The organism is Mesorhizobium zhangyense (assembly GCF_011045115.1).
In the GTDB taxonomy this organism is placed as follows: Bacteria; Pseudomonadota; Alphaproteobacteria; order Rhizobiales; family Rhizobiaceae; genus Mesorhizobium_M; species Mesorhizobium_M zhangyense.
In genome coordinates this window covers 16,522-35,437 of record NZ_JAAKZG010000021.1, presented here as the reverse complement: position 1 = coordinate 35,437, position 18,916 = coordinate 16,522, and the positions used below count along the sequence as shown (strand labels likewise).

The 18,916-nt window shown below is 64.3% G+C and carries 20 protein-coding genes; 10 read left to right on the top strand and 10 right to left on the bottom strand.

The window, feature by feature from the left end:
- Positions 1-2 precede the first annotated feature (2 nt).
- Positions 3-788, bottom strand: coding sequence for a ComF family protein (locus G6N74_RS28010; protein ID WP_165121299.1), 786 nt, complete (start codon positions 786-788; stop codon positions 3-5).
- Between the two features lie 64 nt (positions 789-852).
- Between G6N74_RS28010 and G6N74_RS28005 the strand changes: the two genes are divergently transcribed.
- Positions 853-1,725, top strand: coding sequence for a methyltransferase domain-containing protein (locus tag G6N74_RS28005; protein ID WP_165121281.1), 873 nt, complete (start codon positions 853-855; stop codon positions 1,723-1,725).
- A gap of 16 nt (positions 1,726-1,741) precedes the next feature.
- On the opposite strand, the gene G6N74_RS28000 is transcribed toward G6N74_RS28005, so the two are convergent.
- The 4 genes from G6N74_RS28000 to G6N74_RS27985 form a co-directional block, all read right to left on the bottom strand.
- Positions 1,742-1,921, bottom strand: a complete 180-nt coding sequence (locus tag G6N74_RS28000; protein WP_165121280.1) for a Flp family type IVb pilin — start codon at positions 1,919-1,921, stop codon at positions 1,742-1,744.
- Positions 1,922-2,015: 94 nt separating this feature from the next.
- The gene (locus tag G6N74_RS27995) at positions 2,016-2,321 is read right to left on the bottom strand and encodes a hypothetical protein (protein WP_165121279.1); all 306 of its coding nucleotides are present in this window, start codon (positions 2,319-2,321) and stop codon (positions 2,016-2,018) included.
- An 85-nt stretch (positions 2,322-2,406) separates the two neighbouring features.
- Positions 2,407-3,648, bottom strand: a complete 1,242-nt coding sequence (locus G6N74_RS27990; protein WP_165121278.1) for a multidrug efflux MFS transporter — start codon at positions 3,646-3,648, stop codon at positions 2,407-2,409.
- Between the two features lie 2 nt (positions 3,649-3,650).
- A complete protein-coding gene (locus G6N74_RS27985; RefSeq protein WP_165121277.1) occupies positions 3,651-4,319 on the bottom strand; it encodes a GntR family transcriptional regulator in 669 nt (222 codons plus the stop codon).
- 198 nt (positions 4,320-4,517) lie between these two features.
- Between G6N74_RS27985 and G6N74_RS27980 the strand changes: the two genes are divergently transcribed.
- From G6N74_RS27980 to G6N74_RS27970, 3 genes are all read left to right on the top strand, one after another.
- On the top strand, positions 4,518-5,207 hold the full coding sequence (locus G6N74_RS27980; RefSeq protein ID WP_165121276.1) for a helix-turn-helix transcriptional regulator: 690 nt from the start codon (positions 4,518-4,520) through the stop codon (positions 5,205-5,207).
- A gap of 68 nt (positions 5,208-5,275) precedes the next feature.
- A complete protein-coding gene (locus G6N74_RS27975; RefSeq protein WP_165121275.1) occupies positions 5,276-5,638 on the top strand; it encodes a VOC family protein in 363 nt (120 codons plus the stop codon).
- Positions 5,639-5,840: 202 nt separating this feature from the next.
- Entirely contained in the window at positions 5,841-6,275 is a 435-nt protein-coding gene (locus G6N74_RS27970; RefSeq protein WP_165121274.1) for an EVE domain-containing protein, read from the top strand.
- Positions 6,276-6,288: 13 nt separating this feature from the next.
- On the opposite strand, the gene mutT is transcribed toward G6N74_RS27970, so the two are convergent.
- The 4 genes from mutT to G6N74_RS27950 form a co-directional block, all read right to left on the bottom strand.
- Positions 6,289-6,702 (bottom strand): 8-oxo-dGTP diphosphatase MutT, encoded by a 414-nt coding sequence (gene mutT / locus G6N74_RS27965; RefSeq protein ID WP_165121273.1) that lies wholly within the window; start codon positions 6,700-6,702, stop codon positions 6,289-6,291.
- Positions 6,703-6,704: 2 nt separating this feature from the next.
- On the bottom strand, positions 6,705-7,484 hold the full coding sequence (locus G6N74_RS27960; RefSeq protein ID WP_165121272.1) for a GNAT family N-acetyltransferase: 780 nt from the start codon (positions 7,482-7,484) through the stop codon (positions 6,705-6,707).
- Positions 7,484-8,725 carry a bifunctional glutamate N-acetyltransferase/amino-acid acetyltransferase ArgJ gene (gene argJ, locus G6N74_RS27955; RefSeq protein WP_165121271.1) on the bottom strand — a complete coding sequence of 414 codons (1,242 nt, stop codon included), beginning with the start codon at positions 8,723-8,725 and terminating at the stop codon, positions 7,484-7,486. The genes G6N74_RS27960 and argJ overlap by 1 nt, the downstream gene beginning before the upstream one ends.
- A 99-nt stretch (positions 8,726-8,824) precedes the next feature.
- A complete protein-coding gene (locus G6N74_RS27950; protein WP_165121270.1) occupies positions 8,825-9,064 on the bottom strand; it encodes a putative antibiotic biosynthesis monooxygenase in 240 nt (79 codons plus the stop codon).
- Between the two features lie 106 nt (positions 9,065-9,170).
- Here G6N74_RS27950 and G6N74_RS27945 point away from each other — a divergent pair, with 106 nt between their 5' ends.
- Together G6N74_RS27945 and G6N74_RS27940 are read left to right on the top strand one after the other, a co-directional pair.
- A complete protein-coding gene (locus G6N74_RS27945; protein WP_165121269.1) occupies positions 9,171-9,788 on the top strand; it encodes a TetR/AcrR family transcriptional regulator in 618 nt (205 codons plus the stop codon).
- Positions 9,789-9,919: 131 nt separating this feature from the next.
- Positions 9,920-11,323 carry an MFS transporter gene (locus G6N74_RS27940; protein WP_165121268.1) on the top strand — a complete coding sequence of 468 codons (1,404 nt, stop codon included), beginning with the start codon at positions 9,920-9,922 and terminating at the stop codon, positions 11,321-11,323.
- A 91-nt stretch (positions 11,324-11,414) separates the two neighbouring features.
- Here the strand turns inward: G6N74_RS27940 and G6N74_RS27935 are convergent, their stop codons facing one another.
- Positions 11,415-12,332, bottom strand: a complete 918-nt coding sequence (locus tag G6N74_RS27935; protein ID WP_165121267.1) for a peptidylprolyl isomerase — start codon at positions 12,330-12,332, stop codon at positions 11,415-11,417.
- A 241-nt stretch (positions 12,333-12,573) separates the two neighbouring features.
- Here G6N74_RS27935 and secA point away from each other — a divergent pair, with 241 nt between their 5' ends.
- From secA to G6N74_RS27915, 4 genes are all read left to right on the top strand, one after another.
- The gene (gene secA, locus G6N74_RS27930; protein WP_165121266.1) at positions 12,574-15,297 is read left to right on the top strand and encodes a preprotein translocase subunit SecA; all 2,724 of its coding nucleotides are present in this window, start codon (positions 12,574-12,576) and stop codon (positions 15,295-15,297) included.
- A 97-nt stretch (positions 15,298-15,394) separates the two neighbouring features.
- Positions 15,395-16,123, top strand: coding sequence for a class I SAM-dependent methyltransferase (locus tag G6N74_RS27925; protein ID WP_165121265.1), 729 nt, complete (start codon positions 15,395-15,397; stop codon positions 16,121-16,123).
- 83 nt (positions 16,124-16,206) lie between these two features.
- Positions 16,207-17,616 carry an oligosaccharide flippase family protein gene (locus tag G6N74_RS27920; protein WP_165121264.1) on the top strand — a complete coding sequence of 470 codons (1,410 nt, stop codon included), beginning with the start codon at positions 16,207-16,209 and terminating at the stop codon, positions 17,614-17,616.
- Positions 17,616-18,899 carry a GNAT family N-acetyltransferase gene (locus tag G6N74_RS27915; protein WP_165121263.1) on the top strand — a complete coding sequence of 428 codons (1,284 nt, stop codon included), beginning with the start codon at positions 17,616-17,618 and terminating at the stop codon, positions 18,897-18,899. The genes G6N74_RS27920 and G6N74_RS27915 overlap by 1 nt, the downstream gene beginning before the upstream one ends.
- The last annotated feature ends 17 nt before the right edge of the window (positions 18,900-18,916 follow it).

Below are 18,916 nucleotides of genomic sequence, written 5' to 3'. Positions count from 1 at the left end.
TCCTATATAGTGGCTGCCTCGTCGGGCCGGAAGTCCCCCGGCAGCACGCGGGCGAAGGTCAGCACATCGACGGCGCTGGCGCCGTTCTTTTTCAACGCCTTGGCAACAGCGCAAACCGTAGCACCTGTGGTGTAGACGTCGTCCACCACCAGCACGCGGCGGCCACGGACCTGAATGTCCTGCTCCGGCGGCACGCGGAAGGCAGCGCGCACATTGTCCTCGCGCTCGGCACGAGGAAGACCGACCTGTTGACGCGTGACTTTTACGCGAGCCACGGCCGTCGGCGCATAGGGCAGGCCGGAAAGCGTGGCTACGACGCGGGCAAGCTCGGCCGACTGGTTGAAACGGCGTTGCAGGAAGCGCCGCCAGTGCAGCGGCACCGGCACGACGACATCGGCGTCGGTGACGAGTTCGGCGCCCGCCCGCAGCATCCAGCGCGCCATCCACGGCGCAAGGTCGGTCTTGTCGGAATATTTCAGGCCCTGCACCATGCGCCGGGCAACGCCGGAATAGGAAACGGCCGCACGCGAACGCTCGAAGGGCGGCGGGTTGGCGATGGCCTCGGCGGAGAGGAACCCCTGCCCCATGTCGTGCAGAAACGGCGTGCCCATGATCTCGCACCACGGCTTTTCGAGAAAGCGCAGTTGCGGCCAGCAATGCGGGCACAGCGAGCCCGGCTGCGACACCTGACGGCGGCAGCCGGCACAGACCGGCGGAAACAGCACACGCGCCGGCCAATCCAGCGCCGCACGGGCAAGGGTCTTGAATTGCGGCATCGGATCGGCCACGACGTTGCAGGCGTTTTTCCGACCATAGGGTGGATGGCGCGGAAACATCAAGGACGACAAGCAATTGCAGCCGATTTTCGACACCAGCCTCATGATCGAACGCAAGCGCCGCGCGCTGGCGAAAGGCGTTACTGGCGTGGATTTCCTGATGGCGCGGGTGGCCGACGATCTTGCAGAGCGGCTCGCAGCGGTCGAACGGCGCTTCGAGAAGGCGATAACCGTCTTCTGCGTCACGCCTGCTGCGCGCGACGCGGTGCTTTCCAGCGGCAAGGCGGAAAATGTGCTGCGGGTCGAGGCCGACAATGCCTTTCTCGGCGACAACGCAGGCATGGTCGCCGAGCCTGAAACGCTGCCGCTAGAGCCGGAAAGCGTCGATCTGGCCGTTTCCCTGCTGGCCTTGCAGGAGGTCAACGACATTCCCGGCATGCTGATCCAGATTCGCCGCGCCTTGAGGCCGGACGGCTTGTTCCTTGGCGCGATGGCAGGCTCGGATACGCTGACGGAATTACGGGAAAGCCTGCTTGCAGCAGAGACCGAAATCCTCGGCGGGGTCAGCCCGCGCGTCATCCCCTTCACCGATGTGCGCGATGCCGGCGCGCTGCTCCAGCGTTCGGGCTTTGCCCTGCCGGTCACCGATGTCGAGACGGTGACGGTGCGCTACGACCATATGTTTGCGCTGATCGCCGACCTGCGCGCCATGGGTGCTGCCAATGCACTGATTGCGCGTTCACGCAGGCCGGCAACGCGCGAACTGTTCCGCCGCGCCGCCGAAATCTATGCCGAGCGCTTTTCCGACCCGGACGGGCGCATCCGGGCGACGTTCTCGTTCATCTGGCTGTCTGGATGGGCGCCGGACGCTTCGCAGCAGAAGCCGCTCAAGCCGGGCTCGGCGCAGGTTTCGCTGGCAAAAATATTGGGCGAGCAGAAGGACGATTAGGCGCTGGCGATGCCGGCTACTTTCCAAGCACTTTCACAAGTTCGCTGTCGGTGCTGCTGAAGAGATACTGGAGCGCGTTGCTGGCCTGGCCGACGCCAGCGACGATAACCAGCGACAACACGGTGACGATGACCGCATACTCGACCATGGTCGCGCCGCTTTCGTCTTTGAGAAAACGCTGAAACAGTCGCCGCATTGGTCTCTTCACCCCTTTGCCGACAGCATAAGGCCGACCCATTAAGAAAGGTTAACGCAACAGCCTTAATGGCTGATGAAATGCCGTGTGGAAATCAGCAATCGCCGCTGCGGGCGCCATTGGCGCGGATGACGCAGACGGCAGTGGGCGAAGACTGGAGCACGCTGCGGCGAACCGTATAGCTGTGGCTCTGACCGATGGAGCCCGTGCTCATCATGTCGAGGTTGGCCCGCGCGCTGTCGAGGCGCGTGCGCTGGTCGAGAAGAGGCGTTGCCAAAAGGGCGAAGGCGACGGCGGCCGAGCCGAACAGCAGGCTGATGCGCAGAACGCCCATGCCGGCACTTCCGAGGCGCCAGGCGCGTTCGCCACGAACGGTTTCCCACTGCTCTTCAGGTGACATCCGCACTTCCCCTCGCGCAAAACCCAAGCCGATCCAATGCTCGGCAGCCCCTCAATCAATTTTTCACGATTGCATAAAGGATTGATTAACGTTGATCGGCCCGCGAATTCGGCCGCGCCAGCCAGTTGTAGGCAGCACCTGCCGCCATCAGCACCGCCGTGCCGAGAAATACCGCGCGCATGCCGATATGGCCGCCGACGAAGCCGCCGGCGAGCGGGCCGATGACCTGCCCGGCATATTGCGACGAGGTCGATATGCCGAGGATGTTGCCGGCGATACGGTCCGGCACATTGTGGCGGATGACGCTGGCGATGCAGGGCAAAAGCCCGCCCAGCGCCAGCCCCATGAGGAAGCGCAGGAAGACGAGCTGCCAGCTTGCCGTGACGAAGGCCTGCGGGATCAACAACACGGCGGATACTGCGAGGCAGCCGGTGATGACCGTCCAATGGCCTATGCGGTCTGCAAGCTTGCCGAGCTGCGAGGCAGACACGATGCTGCCAAGGGCCGCCGCCGACATGGTGAGGCCGGAGACCATGGTCACCTTGCCGGCATCGGCCACAAGCTGCGCGACATAGACGGTGATGATCGGCTCGATCGACATGATCGCGATCATCAGCAGCAGGCCGGTCACGATCATGGCCAGCACCGGCCGCTTGTCGGGAACGGCGGACCAGCCGGCGCTTTCCTTCGCCGTTTTTTCACGGCGCGGGCGTTTGTCTTCGCGGATCAGGAAGGTCGTCGCGAGGAAGGCCAGGAAAATGACCCCGCCGGCCAGGAAAAACGTGTTGCGCACACCGATGAGCGGCGGCAAGGCACCACCGACCAGCGGACCGACGAGATTGCCTGCCATGATGCCCGACGACAGCATGCCGAGCGCCCAGCCTGACCTGTTCTTCGGCGTCTGCGTGGCGACGAGGATCATCGAGCCGGAGGTGTAGCCACCGGCGACGCCGGCAAAAAGGCGCAAGCCCACCAGCTGCCAGACATTGCCCGCCAGACCGATCAGCGACATCGACACGGCCATGCCGAGGCTGGCGCGGATCAGCATGGTTTTGCGGCCGTAGCGGTCGCCGAGCCTGCCCCAAAGCGGGGCGGTGAGAGCGGCGGAAAAGAAGGTTGCTCCATAGGCGATGCCCGACCACTGGACGATCGCCGCATGATCGGTAACGCCGAGCTGCTCGACATAGAGCGGCAGGAACGGCAGCAGCAGCGTCATCGCAACGATGTTGGTGAAAGAGCCGGCGAAACAAACGAACAGGTTGCGCCGCCAATAAGGGGAGTAACCGTCCGCGTCGGGCTTGGCGGCTGTGTCTGAACGCGCGTCCATGGTCAGGCTGCCCCGATGATGGCAAAGCCGCGCGCCCTGAGGCCACGCCGGTCGTCCTCCAGCGAACGCAGCAGCCGGTCGCGCGTATCGCGGATATGCCCGCAAATGGCTTCAGCCGCAGCGTCAGCATCGCGCCGGCGTATGAGGTCGAGAACATGGCGATGCTCGGCAAAGGCATTGCCCCGGGCTTCCTCGGTGCGTACTTCCAGCCAGCGCGCCCGCGACAGCTTGGTCATCGCAGCCGAAATCGCCTTGACCAGAAAGTCGTTGCCGGAAAGCCGCGCCAGTTCGACGTGGAAATCAGTGCCGACGCGGTGCCATTCCTCGCGCGGCGCATCCGGCTCGCAGGCATTCAACAGATCCTCGACCGCATCGATATCGGCATCCGTCGCCCGCGCGCAGGCATGGCGCACGGCTGCCGTCTCCAGCGCCTCGCGGAACTCGGTCAGTGCTGCGATCTCGCCGAGATCGATCGGCGCGACGATCCAGTTGCGGCCGTCGCGCTGAACCAGCTCCTCGGCCTCCAGCCGCACGAGCGCTGCCCGCACCGGCGTGCGCGAGCCGCCGAAACGGCTCTCCAGCCAGCGCTCGGTCAGCCGTTCGCCCGGTGCGAGGTCGAGCGACAGGATCATTTCGCGCAGCTGGTCATGGATCTGGAGCATCTGGGACATGGGAACCTGCCTCGCCGGCTTTGAGGCTCGGCCATCAAGATTTTAAGGGATGCCAGTTTGGTATCCCAATTTGGCATCCCATAATTGCGGCCTCTGGTTTTGGCAAGGATGATTTCGGGCGCCTGATGGAAAAGCAGTTGTGCCAGACATCATTACTGCCAGAATATGGCACCATCGTTCGCTATGACGGGAACCGCCATGTCGCGATCCGAACGCCTGCTCGACCTCATCCAGACCCTGCGCCGCTACCGCCGGCCGGTCAGCGGGCTGACGCTGGCCGCCGAACTCGGCATCAGCATCCGCACGCTCTACCGCGACATCGCCACGCTTCAGGCGCAGGGCGCACATATCGAGGGCGAGCCTGGCCTCGGCTACATCCTGCGGCCCGGCTTCATGCTGCCGCCGCTGATGTTTTCGGAAGACGAGATCGAAGCGCTGGTGCTCGGCTCGCGCTGGGTGGCCAAGCAGGCGGACAACCGCCTGTCGGCCGCCGCCCGCGATGCGCTGGCCAAGGTCGCAGCGGTGCTCCCAGTCGACCTGCGCGAAAGCCTCGATGCCTCGACCTTGCTCGTCGGCCCACCCGCGACCGCAGCCGACAATGTCGATCTCGGCGTGCTGCGCAAGGCGATCCGCGCTGAACGCAAGCTCGAGCTTACCTATCAGGACAGCGGCGGCGCGGGCACGCGGCGCATGGTCTGGCCCTTCGCGCTCGGCTATTTCGACCGGGTGCGCGTGCTGGTGGCATGGTGCGAGCTGCGGCAGGACTTTCGCCACTTCCGCACCGACCGCATGTCCGATCTTGCCGCGACCGACACGCGCTATCCACGCCGACGTCCGGTCTTGCTGAAGGAATGGCGCGACATCCAGGGCATTCCGCAACCGCAGTAATCGCTACTGCCAGAATCTGACAGTGTCGACTCTTATGCTCTCCTCATCGCCAACAGGAGACCACACCGATGTCCCACACTTTCATGCTGCTCTATGTCACCGATGCGGAAAAGAGCGCGCTTTTTTACCAGGATCTGCTTGGCCGCGAGCCGCAGCGTTCCTCGCCCGGTTTCATCACGCTGACGCTGGAAAACGGCTTTACCATCGCGCTCTGGGCCAAGAACGGCGCGGTTCCAGCCGCCGATTTCACCGGCAGCAGCACTGAGCTGGTGTTGGTCATCGACGGCGCGTCCAAGCTGGACGCCACCCATGCCGACTGGGCCGGACGCGAGCTGAAGATCGTCATGGAACCAACCGACCTGCACTTCGGCCGCAATTTCGTTGCGCTCGATCCGGATGGACATCGGATACGGGTGGTTGCGCCGGTTTGATAGCAAAGTGCAAGTCCCCTCTCCGTCGCGCTTCGCGCGCCACCTCTCCCCGCAAGCGGGGCGAGGAACCTAGGTTCTGCTCGGCCGCGACGCTTTAGGACTTGGGTTCCTCGCCCCATGAAATGGGGAGAGGTGGCTCGGCGAAGCCGAGACGGAGAGGGGAATTCTCACAAGCAACCAACCCCACCACAGGAGCACCACCATGCCCAACAACTGGATCGCAATCGCCTCTGCCGAGCATGTCCGCCGCGGCCGCGCGGACGGTTTCATGCAGGTCTGCCACGGCAAGGCGGGACCGCTGAGGCGCATCGCGGCGGGCGACGGCATTGCCTATTACTCGCCCTCGGTGACATTCGGCGGCAATGACAAATTGCAGGCCTTCACGGCCATCGGCAGGGCTCGCAGCGGCGATCCCTATCTGTTCGACACGGGCTGCGGCTTCCGCCCCTATCGTCGCGATGTGGATTGGCTTGCCGCTTGCGAAGCGCCGATCAGGCCGCTGCTGGATGCGCTGGATTTCACCGCCGGGCACCGCAACTGGGGCTACCAATTCCGCTTCGGCCTGTTTTCGGTGAGCGCGCACGATTTCGACCTTATCGCCGAAGCGATGGGTGCAAGATTGCCGGAACCGGCTTGAAACGCTCAGCCGCTCACAAAAGATCGATCAGGAACGGGATCAGCGGCTCGTCGGCCGGCGGCATGGGATAGTCGCGCATCTGCTTCGGCCGCACCCATTTCAGCACCTGCCCCTCGCGCGGATGAGGCGTGCCTTCGAACCGCCGGCAGACATAGAGCGGCATCAGCAGGTGAAAGGTCTCGTAGCTGTGGCTGGCGAAGGTGAGCGGCGCAAGGCAGGCCACCTTGGTCTCGATGCCGATCTCTTCGCGCAGCTCGCGGATCAGCGTTTCCTCCGGCGTTTCGCCGGGCTCGACCTTGCCACCGGGAAACTCCCACAGGCCGGCCAGCGTCTTGCCTTCCGGGCGCTGGGCCAGAAGCACGCGGCCGTCGGTGTCGACCAGCGCGCAGGCCGCGACCAGAAGAATGCGCTTGCCCTCGCCGCTCATGCTCAGGCTTCCGGCGGGCGGCGGTAGTGGTAGCGGTAGACTTCTTTGAAGCCGAGCGACCCATAGACATGGCGGGCAGCTTCGTTGTCGGCCTCGACCTGGAGCCATGCCTCGCGCGCGCCGCGAGACTTCGCCCATTTCAGCGCCGACAGAACAATGCGGCGGCCATGGCCCTTTCCGCGCTCGGCGGCATCCGTCGCGATCTCGAACAGGCCGGCAATATCGCCTTCCTGCACGCAGATGGCAGTGGCCAGCGGCTTGTCGTTTTCCAGCACGAACAGGCCGGCCTCTGGCTGGATCGAGCCGATGATTTCGGAAAGACCGGGCCGCAGCGAGGACGGCAGGCCGTGAACCTTGAGGGCAGCGCCGATGAAGCGGCCGATATCCTTCAGCGGGATCTGGTCGAGGGCACTCTCCACGCCCGCACCTTCCAGCGGCAGCCGCATGACCAGCGATTCGGAAAAAACGTCCCAGCCGAGATCGTCGAGATGGCTGGACAGCACCGGCCCGGACAGCGGCGACATGCGGAAGGTGAGCGGACGGCCGTAGGAATCGAAGCGGCGCGCGGCGCGGGCAATGCGCTCCTTGAGATTGCCGACATCGCCGGGGTCGAGCGGATTGACCGAATTCAGCCGCTTGGCCGGATGGCCGGCGGTGAGCCGCACCACCCAGGTGCCGTCATAGTGAACCGTCGCCGCCGGCCATGCACGAAAACCCGCCGCCTCATAGCGGCGAACTTTTGCCAGTTCCGGTGTCGGGCGCTTGTCGTCCACGCCCGTCATCAGCTCCGATAGTCGCCGTTGATGGCGACATATTCCTTGGTCAGGTCGCAGGTCCACACCGTCGCCTTGCCGCGGCCGATGCCGATGTCGGCACGGATGCGGACCTCGTCGCGCTTCATATAGGCGGAGGTCGCTTCCTCGGAATAATCCGGGTCGCGCTCGCCATTATGGGCGAGGCGATTGTCGCCGAACCAGATCGACAGCAGATCGCGGTCTGCCGGCTCGCCGGCCTTGCCGACGGCCATGACGACGCGGCCCCAATTGGCGTCCTCGCCGGCCACCGCCGTCTTGACCAGCGGCGAATTGGCGATGGAAAGCGCGATGCGCTTGGCCGAGCGCGCAGACTTGGCACCGGTGACGGTGACTTCCACCTGCTTGCGCGCGCCCTCGCCGTCGCGAACCACCTGCAGCGCAAGGTTCTTCAGGATCTTGTTCAGCGCCCGCTTGAACTGCCCGAGCCGCGCATCCCTGATGTCGGTGATTGCCGGTGCGCCGCGCTTGGCGGCAGCACCGGTGGCAAACAGCAGCAGCGTGTCGCTGGTCGAGGTGTCGCTGTCGACGGTGACGGCGTTGAAGGTCGGCGCGACGCCCTTGGAAAGCAGCGCCTGCAGCACGGGAGCGGCGATCGGCGCATCGGTGGCGACGAAGGACAGCATCGTCGCCATGTCGGGCGCGATCATGCCCGCGCCCTTGGCGATGCCGTTGATGGTGACGTCGGTGTCGCCGAGCTTGACCGTGGCGGTCGCCACCTTGGGATAGGTGTCCGTAGTCATGATCGCCTTGGCGGCTTCCGTCCACAGATCGGGCTTGCCGTCTTTCACCAGACCCGCCAGAAGATGGCTGAAACGGCCCGAATCGAGCGGCTCGCCGATAACGCCGGTGGATGCCTGGAACACTTCGCCCGGTGTGCAGCCGGCAGCCGTGGCCGCAGCCTTGCCGGTCAGCGTGGTTGATTCGCGGCCCTTCTTGCCGGTGAAAGCGTTGGCATTGCCCGAATTGACCACCAGGATGCGCGCCTTGCCGCCGGCAAGATTGTCACGGCAGAAATCGACCGGTGCCGACGGGCATTTCGAACGAGTGAACACACCGGCAACGGCAGTACCGGCATCGAAGACCATGGCCAGCAGGTCGGTGCGGCCCTTGTATTTAATGCCCGCCTCGGCAGTGGCGATGCGCACGCCCTCGATGGCCGGCATCTTTGGGTATTTTTTGGGCGCGAGAGGGGAAATGGCGGTCGACATGGGCACCTCTGCCGGCAAAAGCGCAAGAAAACGTGTGCCCGTTTGCCCGATAGTGCGTGCCGACGCAAGGCGTTTTCACTGATCGGCCCTGCCCGCGAATCAGAAGCGGGCCGGATTTATGAAGCCGCGAAACAGTTTCTGCACGCCGGGAATGAGCACCCAGATCATGGTCGAGACCATCACCGGCACGACGATGAGCGTGCGTTGCCAGATGGTCCAGCCATCGGTCAGCGGGAAGACGACATAGAGCAGCGTGGTGAGCAGCGGATAGGCGCCGAGCAGCACGAGCAGCGCAAAGCGCGGACGGGAAAAGCGGTTGGGACTGGTGGTGGCGGACATGCGCCTCTCCTATATAATCGAAACGGAACGTTCCGTTATATAAAACGGGCCGTTTCGTTTCGTCAAGTCCTCATGCTAAGGAAATGTGAGGAGCGAGGTGGAAGCGATGTCAGACAGCCCCGAAGAAGCGCGCCGCTCGATCGGTGCCAAGCGCAACCCGGCAAGCGCGGACGCGATCCGCGAGGCGGCGCAAGCGGTGTTGGTGGAAGCGGGCTATGCCGGCTTTTCCATCGAGGCAGTGGCGCGCCGGGCGCGTGCCGGCAAGCCGACCATCTATCGCTGGTGGCCGAGCAAGGCCGCCCTGCTCATCGACGTCTACCAGCGCCAGAAGCGTGTCGACAATCCGGATACGGGCAGCATCGAGGAAGACCTCGTCCTGTTCCTGAAGTCGCTGTTCCGGCACTGGCGCGAAACGCCTTCCGGCAACATCTTCCGCTCAATCATCGCCGAGGCCCAGACCGACACGGCCGCAGCAACGGCACTCTCGGACTATGGCCGCAGCCGCCGCGAACACACTGGCCGCATGATCCAGCGCGCCAAGGAACGCGGCGAAGTTGCCGCCGATGTCGAGCCGACGCTGATCGCCGATCTCGTCGCATCATACGCCTGGGTGCATTTGTTGACGGGGCGCATCGACGAGGACGAGGCGACGATTCGCAGGGCTGTTGGCGTCATCCTGAATGGGGTGACGAAACCGGCCCAAGGCGGGAAAGCCCCCTCCTGACGCCAAGCCAAGCGTCGAAAAGCAGGATTTTTGCCCGGCTGGCGCGGCTGGACAACGCGTTTTAGCCACGCTGAATCATTGTGACGCCAGCAATGCCGGGGTAGGCCGGTCTCCATAAGTGGAGGCAAACGATGGAAGCACCCGCGCCGGCAAATACCGGCTGGGCCGACCTGCTCGCTGAAGGCAGGCTGCCGCGCTTCGCGCTGATCTGTCTCGGCATCTGGCTGAACGCCGCCGACGCGCTTGTCACGGCCACGATCATGCCGAGCGTCGGCGCAGAACTCGGCGGCTACGCCTATTTCAGCTGGGCTGTCGCGGGCTTTCTCGTCGGCGCCATTCTGGCGGGCGCGAGCGCGGGGCGGCTTTCGGAGATATTCGGCCTCCGCCTGGCGACCGCCATCGCCGGCCTGGTGCTGGCGGCTGGCTGCGTGCTCAGCGCCGCCGCCCCGACCATCGGCATCTTCCTCACTGGCCGGGTGTTGCAAGGCGTAGGCTGCGGCTGGACCGCCGGCTTTGCCATGGTCGCCATCGCGGTCCTCTTCCCGGAACGGCATCTGGCGCGGGTATTCGCAGGAGTTTCCGGCGTCTGGGGCGTCGCCACCATACTCGGGCCGCTGGTCGGCGGGCTGTTTGCCGAAACCGGCAACTGGCGATCGGTGTTCTGGATGTTTGCCATCCAGGCGGTGATTTTCAGCGCCGCGACACCCTTCCTGCTCAAGGGCACCGTCCGCTCGCAAGGCGAAAGCGGCATTCCCTGGCTGCAACTCGGCACGCTGGGGTTGGGCGTCGCAGCCATTTCGCTGGCCGACACGATGGGCCAACCGTTGGCAGCACTCGGCCTCGTAGCAGCCGGGCTGGCGATCCTCGCCCTCGTGCTGCGGATCGACGCCAAGGCCAAGGTGCGCCTGCTGCCGCATCGCGCCGGTGACCTGCGAACCATCAGCGGCGCCGGCTACGCCGCAATGTTCGCGCTGATGGCGTCATCCATGGGGCTGACCGTCTATGGCCCGGCCATTCTCCAGACCCTGCATGGCCTTTCGCCGCTGTTCGCCGGTTATGTGGTGGGCGTACAGGCGCTTTCCTGGACCTTTGCCGCCGTTGCGGTCGCCGGCGTGGCGGGCATGGTAGGAGAGCGACGCTGGATACGCATCGGCGGCGGCTGCATCCTGGCCGGCGTGGCACTGCTGGCGGTGGTGCTGCATCAGGCGCCGCTGGCGTTCGTAATCCTCGCTGCCGCCACCTTGGGGGCAGGCTTCGGCTTTTCGTCGAGCCTGATGAGCCGGCGGATTCTGGGTGCGCTCTCAGACGAGGATCGCGCCATCGGTGCTTCGGCCTTCATCGCCGTGCGCCAGACGGGCGGCGCTGTCGGTGCGGCAATCGCCGGCGCAACGGCAAATCTTGTCGGCTTCGGCACCGGTCTGACGGTCGAGACGGCGCAGGCGACCGCTTTCTGGGTTTTCATAACCGCGCTGCCGATGGCGCTGGCAGGTTTTCTGGCGGCTTGGCGGCTGAGCGGGTCGGCGGTGAAGGCTTAACCAGCCGACTACCTAAAAAACAAGGGCCGCGAATAACCGCAGCCCCTGCTCAAAACTCTGTAGCCTGACGAGGTCAGGCGCGAGAATAAAATTACTTCGCCGCTTCCATCGCGTCGACGGCCTTCTTCAGTTCGGGATCGGCGACATCGACCTTGGCCGCGCCGCGCAGCGACTTGACCAGCTCGAAATACTTGTCGCGCAGGAGAAGCGAACGGACCTGCTCCTTGACCTGCTCGAAAGCCGGCGGCTGCTGGGTGCGCTTGTCCTCGACCTTGATGACGTGCCAGCCGAACTGGCTCTGCACCGGCTGCTCGGTATATTTTCCGACTTCCAGCGCGAAAGCCGCCTTCTCGAATTCCGGCACCATCTGGCCGGGGCCGAAGAAGCCGAGATCGCCGCCATTGGTGCCGGAGCCGGCATCGGTGGACTTTTCCTTGGCGATGTCCTCGAACTTGGCGCCGCCATCGAGCTGCTTGATGATGGCGTCCGCTTCTTCCTTGGTCTTCACGAGGATGTGACGGGCATGAACCTCGTTGACAGGCGGGGTATCAGCCATTTCCTTGTCGTAGCGGGCGCGGATTTCCTCGTCGGTGATCTTCTTCGACACTTCCGATTCGACCACGGCGCTGTGCAGCGCGCGTTCCTGCAGGAACTTCATGCGGCGCTGGAATTCGGGATCCTTGTCGAGACCCTTGTTCTTTGCCTCGGCTGCCAGCAACTGGATTTCGATGGTCGCCGAAAGCGCTGCGGCGCGGCGCTGCTCGGCCGGAAGCCGGGCGAACTGCTGGTCGAGGTCGCCCAGCGCCAGCTCGAGGTCGGCCTCGGTGATCGTCTGGCCGTTGACGGTGGCGATGACCGTCTTGGGATCGACCGGCTTTGCAGCCTCGGGCGCAGGCGCAGCGGCAGCCGGCTTGGTTTCCTGCGCAACGGCCTGCGTGGCCGCCGGAACTGCAAGCGCGATAAGAGCGCCCAGGCCGGCATAAGAGGCGCGTCGGAACGAAAAGGGCATCAGAAACACTCCGGTGGGGATTGGAAGAACTTTCAAATCAGCACAATTGTGGCCGAATTTGGCGCGACAGACAGCAACGCTGCCACGTTGACATCGCTTGTGCCCCCTCTTATCTGTCCTTCGACTTTGCGTCCAGAACCGTTTTCCCGGGCGCTTTTCGTTGTTTCAACCTGATCCGGTTAGTAGGATAGCGGGTTAAGTCGGCACACCGCCGGCAAGATTCGAATTGAAAGGCCCTTTGATGGTCAGTCTCGGCGGCATCGCCCGTAAGATTTTCGGCTCCTCCAATGATCGCCGCGTCAAGTCGACGCGCCCCAGGGTGGAGGCGATCAATGCGATGGAAAATGAATTGCGCGCGCTCACCGACGATGAGCTGCGCGCCCGCACCGACCAGTTCCGGCAGGACCTGGCCAATGGCGCCGACATCGACGACCTGTTGATCCCGGCATTCGCAACGGCGCGCGAAGGAGCACGGCGTGTGCTTGGCCTGCGTCCCTTCGACGTTCAGCTCATCGGCGGCATGGTGCTGCATGGCGGCGGCATCGCCGAGATGCGCACCGGCGAGGGCAAGACGCTGGTCGCCACGCTGCCCGTCTATCTCAACGCGCTGACCGGCAAGGGCGTCCATGTCGTCACCGTCAACGACTACCTCGCCAAGCGCGACTCCGAATGGATGGGCCGCATCTACAAGTTCCTCGGCCTCACCGTCGGCGTCATCGTCCACGGCATGAGCGACGAGGAGCGCCGCGAGGCCTATGCCTGCGACGTGACCTACGCCACCAACAACGAACTCGGCTTCGACTATCTGCGCGACAACATGAAATATGAGCGCGCCCAGATGGTGCAGCGCAATCACAATTACGCGATCGTCGACGAAGTCGACTCGATCCTGGTCGACGAGGCGCGCACGCCGCTGATCATTTCCGGCCCGCTCGAGGACCGCTCGGAGATGTACAACACCGTCGACGCCTTCATGCTGCAGCTGACGCCCGAAGATTATGAGGTCGACGAGAAGCAGAAGACCGCGATCTTCACCGAGGACGGCACCGAGAAGCTGGAAAACCTGCTGCGCGATGCCGGCCACCTGAAGGGCGAGTCGCTCTATGACGTCGAGAACGTCGCCATCGTCCACCACGTCAACAACGCGCTGAAGGCTCACCGCCTGTTCCAGCGCGACAAGGACTACATCGTCAAGGATGGCGAGATCGTCATCATCGACGAGTTCACCGGCCGCATGATGCCGGGCCGCCGCTTCTCCGAAGGCCTGCACCAGGCGCTGGAAGCCAAGGAACACGTGGCCATCCAGCCGGAAAACCAGACGCTGGCCTCGGTCACCTTCCAGAACTATTTCCGCATGTATTCGAAGCTCGCCGGCATGACCGGTACCGCTTCGACGGAAGCGGAAGAATTCGGCAACATCTACGGTCTCGAAGTCACCGAAGTGCCGACCAACCAGTCCGTGCTCCGCATCGACGAGGACGACGAGGTCTACCGGACCGTCGAGGAAAAATACAAGGCGATCGTCAAGGAGATCCGGGAAGCAAGCTCCAAGGGCCAGCCGACGCTGGTCGGCACGACCTCCATCGAGAAGTCGGAGCAGCTTGCCGAGCGCCTGCGCCAGGACGGTTTCAAGGACTTCCAGGTTCTGAACGCCCGCCATCATGAGCGCGAAGCCTCGATCGTCGCCCAGGCCGGCAAGCCCGGCGCCATCACCATCGCCACCAACATGGCCGGCCGCGGCACCGACATCCAGCTCGGCGGCAACGCCGAGATGCGCATCGAAGAAGAGCTCGGCGACATGCCGGAAGGTCCGGAGCGCGAGGCCAAGGAAAAGGCGATCCGCGACGACATCGCCGTCTTGAAGGAAAAGGCACTCGCTGCCGGCGGCCTCTACGTTCTGGCCACCGAACGCCACGAAAGCCGCCGCATCGACAACCAGCTCCGCGGCCGCTCCGGCCGTCAGGGCGACCCGGGCCGCTCGAAATTCTTCCTGTCGCTGCAGGACGACCTGATGCGCATTTTCGGTTCCGAGCGCATGGACGGCATGCTCCAGAAGCTCGGCCTCAAGGAAGACGAAGCCATCATCCATCCCTGGATCAACAAGGCTCTGGAAAAGGCGCAGAAGAAGGTCGAGGCGCGCAACTTCGACATCCGCAAGAATCTGCTGAAATACGACGACGTCATGAACGACCAGCGCAAGGTCGTCTTCGGCCAGCGCATCGATCTGATGGACGGCGAAAGCCTGACCGAGACGGTCGCCGAGATGCGCCAGGACGTGATCGACGATCTCGTCGCCAAGCACATTCCAGAAAATGCCTATTCCGAACAATGGGATGCCGCCGGCCTCAAGGAGGGCGTCATCCAGTATCTCAATCTCGATCTGCCGATCGAGGACTGGGTGCAGGAAGAAGGCATCGCCGAGGAAGATATCCGCCAGCGCATCACCGAGCAGGCCAACGCCGTTGCCAAGGATCGCGCCGACCGCTTCGGCCCCGAGGTCATGGCCTATGTCGAGCGCTCGGTCGTGTTGCAGACGCTGGATCACCTGTGGCGCGAGCATCTGGTCAATCTCGACCATCTGCGCTCGGTCGTCGGCTTCCGCGGCTATGCCCAGCGCGACCCGCTGAACGAATACAAGTCGGAAGGCTTCGAGCTGTTCCAGGCCATGCTCGGCAATCTGCGCCAGGCGGTGACGGCACAGCTGATGCGCGTCGAACTGGTGCGCGAGGCAGCAGACGCCCCGCCCCCGCAGGCGCCGCAGACCTTCGGCCAGCACATCGACGCCTCAACCGGCGAGGACGATTTCGGCGACACCATGACCGCGGTCATGGAAGACAGCCGCGTCGTCGCCGCCGAAGACCGCGACCCGACCGACCAGCGCACCTGGGGCAAGGTCGGCCGCAACGAGGCCTGCCCTTGCGGTTCGGGCAAGAAATACAAGCACTGCCACGGTGCTTTCGCCTGACGTGAAGCCAGCAAACGAAGCCGCCTGAACAGTCAGGCGGCTTAACTGTTGGCTGGCTGTCCGGCGGCGCCATGTGGCTGACTAGTCAGGCCCAAAAATGGCGCAGAATATCTACGACAAGTCCGAGTTCTTTGCCGGCTACAGCCAGCTCAACCGTTCCGTCCACGGGCTGGACGGTGCGCCGGAGTGGCCATCGATCCGCGCCGTGCTTCCGGACCTTTCAGGCAAGCACGTCGTCGATCTCGGCTGCGGCTTCGGCTGGTTCGCCCGCTGGGCGCGCGAACGTGGGGCCGCGCATGTGCTCGGGCTCGATCTGTCGGAGAACATGATTGCCCGCGCGCGGGCCGACACCGCCGAGCCGAACATCGAATACGCCATCGCCGATCTGGAAAAGCTCGAACTGCCCGGGGCGTCCTTCGATTTCGCCTACAGTTCGCTGGCTTTTCACTACATCGAGGATTTCGGCAGGCTGGTGCAGACGGTGCACCGCGCGCTGGTTGCCGGCGCGCATTTCGTCTTCACCATCGAGCATCCGATCTTCATGGCGCCGACGCATCCCGGCTGGTCGCTGGACGCCGACGGCAACAGGACATGGCCGGTCAACCGCTATGCCAATGAGGGACCGCGTGAAACGGACTGGTTCGCCAAGGGCGTCATCAAGCAGCACCGCACCATCGGGACGACGCTCAACACGTTGATCGGTGCGGGTTTCGCGATCCGGCATGTCGAGGAGTGGAGCCCGACCGCGCAACAGCTTGCTGCAAATCCCGGTCTGACTGATGAAATGGAACGGCCGATGATGATGCTGGTGGCCGCCCAACGCTAGACGTTTCGGCGAAAACCCTGAGACCGAACCGTTTCTTAAAGACTTTTGCGTAAGCGTCCTTTTTGGAAATCGGAGTGTTTGGGGTGCGTTTTTCCGCGGCAACGACTGCCGAGCGACTGCTGCCCGCGCGCCTTGCGCTGCGCGCGAAGCCGCTGCTTGACCAGATCGATGCAGCGCTTTTCTCCGCCGACGAGCGCGGCGAAGCCGGCCGCATGTCACTGATCGCCTTTTCCATCCGCATCGTCAGCGCCCTTATCGCCTTCGTCAGTCAGGTGCTGCTGGCGCGCTGGATGGGCAGCTTCGAATACGGCATCTTCGTGCTGGTCTGGGTGACGATGATCATCGTCGGCAACCTGTCCTGCTTCGGCTTCCACACCTCCGTCATCCGCTTCATCCCCGAATACCGCGAAAAGGGCCGCATGGCCGAACTGCGCGGCGTGCTCGTCACCAGCCGCGTCTTTTCGCTGGTCGCCTCCACGCTGATGGCAGGTCTCGGCGCGCTCGCCATCTGGCTGTTCGAGGCGCATATCGAGAACTATTACGTCGTGCCCTTCCTGCTCGGCGTCATCTGCATGCCGATGATCGCGCTGTCGGATGTGCTGCAGGGCATTTCGCGGGCGCACTCCTGGGCGATTTCGGCACTGTCGCCGACCTACCTGACCCGGCCGGTGTTGATCCTCGTCTTCATGGTCGGTGCGCTTTTCATCGGCTATCCACCGACCGCGACGACAGCCGTGGTCGCCGCGATCATGGCGACCTATGCGACGACCATCCTGCAGCTGGTCAGCGTCACGCGCCGCGTTGACGCCAAGGTTCCAGCCGGCCCGAAGAAAGTGCACTTCCGGAGCTGGTTCATGGTTTCGGTGCCGATCTTCCTGGTCGAGAGCTTCTTCTTCATCCTGACCAATGCCGACGTGCTGATGGTCGGCGCCTACATGAACCCGGAAGATGTCGCCGTCTATTTTGCCACGGTGAAGACGCTGGCGCTGGTGCACTTCGTCTATTTCGCGGTCAAGGCCGGCGTGGCGCAGCGCTACGCGCAGTTCACCCATGGCGATCCCAGCCGCTTGGCTGCCTTTGCCCGCGAGACGGTGACATGGACCTTCTGGCCCTCGGTCGCCATGGCGCTGGCCGTTCTTGCGCTCGGCGAGCCCATGCTGAAACTGTTCGGACCCGGCTTCGATGCCGGCTATCCGCTGCTGTTCGTGCTGGTGTTCGGCGTGGTGGCGCGCGCTGCGGTCGGCCCCTGCGAGAGCCTGCTCACCATGAGCGGCAACCAGAACATCTGCGCCCTCGTCTACGCGCTGACTCTGGCGATCAACATCGGCCTCAACGTGGTGTTCATCCCGCAGTTCGGACTGTGGGGCGCGGCGATCTCAACGGCGGTGGCGATGATCTTCGAGGCCAGCGCCCTTTCCTTCACCGTCTGGCGAAAGCTCGGCATTGTCATGGCGATCTTCATTCCGGCAACGGCCATGCAGGGAGGCCGCTGATGGTAGCAATTCCCCTTCTCGAGGAAACCAGCGGCGGGCCCGCCGGCACGATGATTTCCGGCTTCGCCGGGCTGCCGGCCAAGGCCGTCGATCCGGCGCATGTCGAGCTTCTGGCGAGCACGCGGCCACCGCGCCGGCTGGCGATCTACCCCGCTTCCGCCGGCTTCGACCTGATCGAGGAACTCGACCATCTGTGCAGCCGCACGATCGAGCCGAATGTCTTCTTCAATCCGCGCTTTCTCGCGCCGGCCATGCCGCGACTTGAGGACCGGGAGGTGCGGCTCGCCGTCATCCGCGATGGCGACGAATACCGCAACCGGCTGCGCCTGCTGGTGCCTTTCTCGGTGGAAAGGCCCGGCGTGCCGCTCGGCGTTCCCATCATGCGGACATGGTCGAGCCCATTCGGCCCGCTCGGCATGCCGCTCGTCGATCGCGACGACCCGCAGGGTGTGCTGGAGGATTTCTTCGCCATTCTGGCCCGTCCGCATCTGAAGTTGCCGAAGGTCTTCGTACTGCCGGACGTGCGGCTGGAAGGGGCTGTGGCCGGCGTCCTGCGCACGGTCTCGGAGGCGCGCGGCCTGCCGCTGGTCATCACCAGCGAAGCCGAGCGGCCCGTGCTCGAGAGCGAGCTTGAAGGCGACGACTATCTGAAGGCGTCGCTGCGTTCACATCACTATCGCGAATTCCGCCGGCTCAAGCGCCGGCTGGCCGAACATGGCAGACTGGAGCATGTCGTGGCGCGCGGCCAGGATGACATCCGCCACGGCCTGGAAGCCTTCCTGACGCTCGAAGCCGCCGGCTGGAAGGGCCGCCAGCGCACGGCCATGGCGATCGACCGCTACCGCGCCGCCTTCGCCCGCGAGGCCGTGCACCGGCTGTCCGAGCAGGATATGTGCAGGGTGCATTCGCTGCTGCTCAACGGCGAGGTGATCGCCTCGCTGATCGTCTTCGTCGAGGCCGGCATCGCTTACACGTGGAAGACGGCCTATGACGAGAAATACGCCGCCTATTCGCCCGGCACGCTGCTGATGATCGAGGTGACGCGGCAGCATCTCGACGATCCCAACATCATGATGACCGATTCCTGCGCCGTGCCCGACCATCCCGTGATGAGCCGGCTGTGGTCGGAGCGCAAGAAGACGGGCACGATCGTCATTGGCCTGACACCCGACGCCGACCGCGCCGCGCGGCAGGCGGCATCCCAGCTTCACCTCTACCGCGAGACGCGCAACATAGCCCGCATCCTGCGCAACCGGGTGCGCAGCCTGCTCAAGCGGCGCTGATTGCCGCAAACGACCGC